General features: G+C 74.7%; 4 protein-coding genes. 1 reads left to right on the top strand and 3 read right to left on the bottom strand.

Features of this window, described 5'->3' with window-relative positions; translation table 11 throughout:
- The 3 genes from VF825_RS07775 to VF825_RS07765 form a co-directional block, all read right to left on the bottom strand.
- Nucleotides 1-194: GNAT family N-acetyltransferase (locus VF825_RS07775; protein ID WP_414695796.1), on the bottom strand; the 194-nt coding region annotated here is incomplete at its 3' end.
- A gap of 12 nt (nt 195-206) precedes the next feature.
- Nucleotides 207-1,436, bottom strand: a complete 1,230-nt coding sequence (locus tag VF825_RS07770; RefSeq protein ID WP_331111879.1) for a GNAT family N-acetyltransferase — start codon at nt 1,434-1,436, stop codon at nt 207-209.
- Between the two features lie 175 nt (nt 1,437-1,611).
- Nucleotides 1,612-2,190 carry a CGNR zinc finger domain-containing protein gene (locus tag VF825_RS07765; RefSeq protein ID WP_331111877.1) on the bottom strand — a complete coding sequence of 193 codons (579 nt, stop codon included), beginning with the start codon at nt 2,188-2,190 and terminating at the stop codon, nt 1,612-1,614.
- Between the two features lie 74 nt (nt 2,191-2,264).
- On the opposite strand from VF825_RS07765, the gene VF825_RS07760 reads away from it, so the two are divergent.
- Nucleotides 2,265-3,438, top strand: a 1,174-nt coding sequence (locus VF825_RS07760) for an MFS transporter (RefSeq protein WP_331111875.1), incomplete at its 3' end; no start/stop codon positions are given.

Raw genomic sequence — 3,438 nt, 5'->3', positions numbered from 1 at the left:
CGGGCGCCCCACTGGTCGACCACGAGGTGCGCCTCGTCGAGGTTCTCCAGCGGCCGCGGGGTCGCCCCGAGCCAGCGGGCCACCTCCATGCGCGAGTAGGTGTCGAGGATGTCCTCGGCGTCGTCGTGGGTCCACGCCCGCACGACCAGCCGCTCGGTCTCGAAAATCGTTGTCGCAGAAGCGTTGTGGGTCACTGTGGATGCCTCCTAGAACCAGTGCAGGCACAGCGGCGCCGTGCTCGTCGTGCACAGCCGGTCCGCGAGCGCCGCGGCTCCGGGGGTGCACTCGGTGACGCGCCCGCCGAGCACGAGGCCGGTGAACGGGACCCCACCGAGGTAGGCCGATCCGAGGTCGGCGACGTCCAGCCGCAGGTCGGGCGCGGCGTCCTCCACGCGGGCGCACTTGGCCTCGCCGTCCTCGACGTCGAGGGCGAAGGTGCCGGACAGGTCGGGGCAGAACGGGTCCTCCACCTGCAGGACGAGGCTGCCGGACCCCGTGTATCCGCGGGCAGCCAGGGCTGCGGGCACGTCCAGGAGGCGCACCCACAGCCAGTCGGTGCTCCTGGCGGTCTGGGCCGCACGGACGTCGGCGAGGCGCCAGCGCAGCGGGTCGTCGACGGCCACCCGCGCGAAACGGACCGTGTCGACCAGGTCGTGGTCGAGGCAGTAGCGGGCCAGCACCGCCCGCACCCGCTCCTCGGGCGCGACCACCTCGTCGACGAGCAGGGTGCGGCCGTTGCCGCCGGCGCGGTCGTCGTGGATGGCGTAGCTGGCGTAGCCGTCCGGGACGCCGTCGGCATCGCGGTGGACGATGACGAAGCGGTGCTCGGTCGAAACCGGCGGCATGCCCGCACCCACCTCCCACAGGCGGGCCGGGCGACCGAGGGCTCCCTGCCGCCCCCGGGCCCAGGCGGTGTAGACCTCGGCCATCACGGACCCCGCGTCCCGGCGGTCACTCAGCTCGAGACGGCCGTCGTCGGGGACCGGCTCGAGGAAGGCGCCCCGGGCGACCTCGACGGTCCACGTCTGGGCGGTGGTCGCCGGGCCGTAGCCGCAGCGCCGGTAGATCGTGGCCTCCGAGGCGAGCAGCACGGCCACCGCCTCGCCACGGTCACGCAGGTCCTGGAGCTGGCGGCGCATCAGGGCGGTGAACAGGCCGCGGCGCCGGTGCGTCGGCAGCACCGACACGCAGGTGACCCCGGCGACCGGCACCTGGCGCAAGCCCGGCACGGTCAGGTCGAAGGTGTAGGCGCCGGTCGTGGCGACCACGCGCCCGTCGTCCTCGATGACCAGCCCGCGGTCCATCTCGAGCGCGTGCCACCACTGCTGTGCCCGCGGCGTGTCGTCGTAGGACGTCCCGAACGCCGGTAGCGCGGCCCGCACGAACGCCTCGTGGTCCGCCTCCGTGGTGGCCCGGACGCTCCCGCGGTCACCCATGCTGACCTCCCCCTACCTGAAAGAGATGCTTCACATCTGCGGAACCTAGGGCCACGCCGGCACAGTCGTCAACGGGTTTGACCGAGAGCCACCGTGCACGGTGGACCGACGTCGGGCCTTGCGGCGGGAGGTCACCCCGAAACCGGCGCGACGTCGGTCGGGCGGGCCCCTCCGGTCAGCGGCGGGCCCGGAAGGCGGCCGCCTTGGTCCGGCTCTGGCACGCCGTGGAGCAGAACCGCTTGCTGGCGTTGCGTGACCGGTCGACGTAGACCCGGTCGCAGCCCGCGGCCGCGCACACCCCCAGCCGCCCGGCCAGGTCGCTGCCCATCGCCAGGGCCAGGGCTGCCGCACAGCCGGCCGACCAGCCCAGCGCCAGCGAGTCGTCGGCCCCGTGGAAGTGCAGGTGCCACCCCTCCCCGTCGCGCCGGTCGAGCTGGGGCCGGGCGCCGGTGTCCCGCAGCAGCGCGTTGACCTCCCCCGCCGCGGCGTCGACCTGGCCGTCCTCGACCGCCTCGAACACCACCCTCAGCCGGCGCGCGGTCGCCGCGAGCTGCTCGGCGGCCGGCGCACTGACCCTGGGGGTGACCCGCCCACCCCCGCTGAGCGCCTCGACCACGGCACCCCGGCGCCCGGCCCCCCGCGGTTCCTCGACCGGCAAGCCGCCGGAGGCGCCGCCGGTCAGGCCGTTGACCAGCCGCACGCACACGTCGAGCAGGTTGAGCACGTGACTGTCGAAGTTCACTTGACCAGTCACCTCCGGTTCCCTAGGTTGGGCACGTCGTGACTGATCATAGGTGCGACACCAGTCACGCCAACCAGAGGAGCACCGTGCGGCGCCAGCACCCGCCCCTCCCCCGCGCGGTGTGGCTGCTCGTCGCCGCCCGCGCGGTCAACCGCCTGGGCGCCTTCAGCCTGCCCTTCCTCACGGTGACCCTGGTGCAGACCTTCCACGCCCCGGTCCGCGTCGCCGGACTGGTCATGGCCGCGTTCGGCCTCGCCACCATCCCCTCGCGGCTGCTCGGCGGGCGGCTGGCCGACCGTCTCGGCGCCCGCGCCACCATCACCCTGGGACTGGCCGGCTGCGCGGTCGCCCAGCTCGGCATCGCGGCGGCACACACCCTGTCCCAGGCCGCCTGTGCCGCCGTCGCGCTGGGGCTGGCCTTCGAGCTCTACGAGCCCCCGAGCCAGGCGCTCATCGCCGACGCCACCACGGCCGAGCAGCGCCCCGCCGCCTACTCGCTGCTCGCCGCCGCCCTGGCCGCTGCCGGCACGGGCGCCGGCCTGCTCGCCTCGGCCCTCGCCCACTGGGACCTGCGCTGGCTCTTCGTCGTGGACGCCGCCACCTGCCTCGGCTGCGCCGTGGTCGTCTCGCGGGCCCTCCCCCGCACTGCCGGCCGGCGCACGGCCCCATCCACCCGGCATACCGACCCGTGGCGGGACCGGCGCCTGCTGGCCCTCCTCGGCGCCGGCACGGTCTTCGCCACCACGTACCTGCAGGTCACCATCGCGCTGCCACTGACCGTGCTCGACCGCGGCCTGCCAACCACGCTCGTCGGCCTGCTGCTCACCACCTCGGCGGTGACCGTCGTCGCGGCCCGGCCGGTGCTGCGCCTGCGGCGGGTCGCCCGGCTGGACGACTTCGCGGCAATGGCCCTCGGCTACGCCCTGCTCGGATGCGGCCTGCTGGCAACGGGATTCGCCACCACGGCTCCGGCGCTGGCCGCCTCGACGGTGCTCTGGAGCCTGGGCGACCTGGTCCTGTTCGCGCGGATCTACACCGTCGTCGCGGCGATCGCACCGGAGACGGCACGGGGTCGTTACCTCGCGGCCTACGGCACCAGCTGGGGCGTGGCGGCGCTCATCGCACCTCTGCTGGGCACCACACTGCTCAGCGCCGCCGGCCCAGCGGGGCTGTGGACTGCCTGCGCCGCGGCGAGCCTGCTGCTCGCGGTGGCGCAGCCCCTGCTGCGGCGGGTCACCGCCCTGGTAAGCCCTCAGCGCG

It is taken from the genome of Oryzihumus sp. (assembly GCF_036391795.1).
Classification (GTDB): domain Bacteria; phylum Actinomycetota; class Actinomycetes; order Actinomycetales; family Dermatophilaceae; genus Oryzihumus.
Note: the sequence above shows the minus strand (reverse complement) of the source record. Positions and strands in the feature narration are given on the sequence as shown.

Coding starts and splice junctions, on each gene's coding strand:
- VF825_RS07770 (WP_331111879.1), bottom strand. CDS start 1,436: ATGGGTGACCGCGGGAGCGTCCGGGCCACCACGGAGGCGGACCACGAG.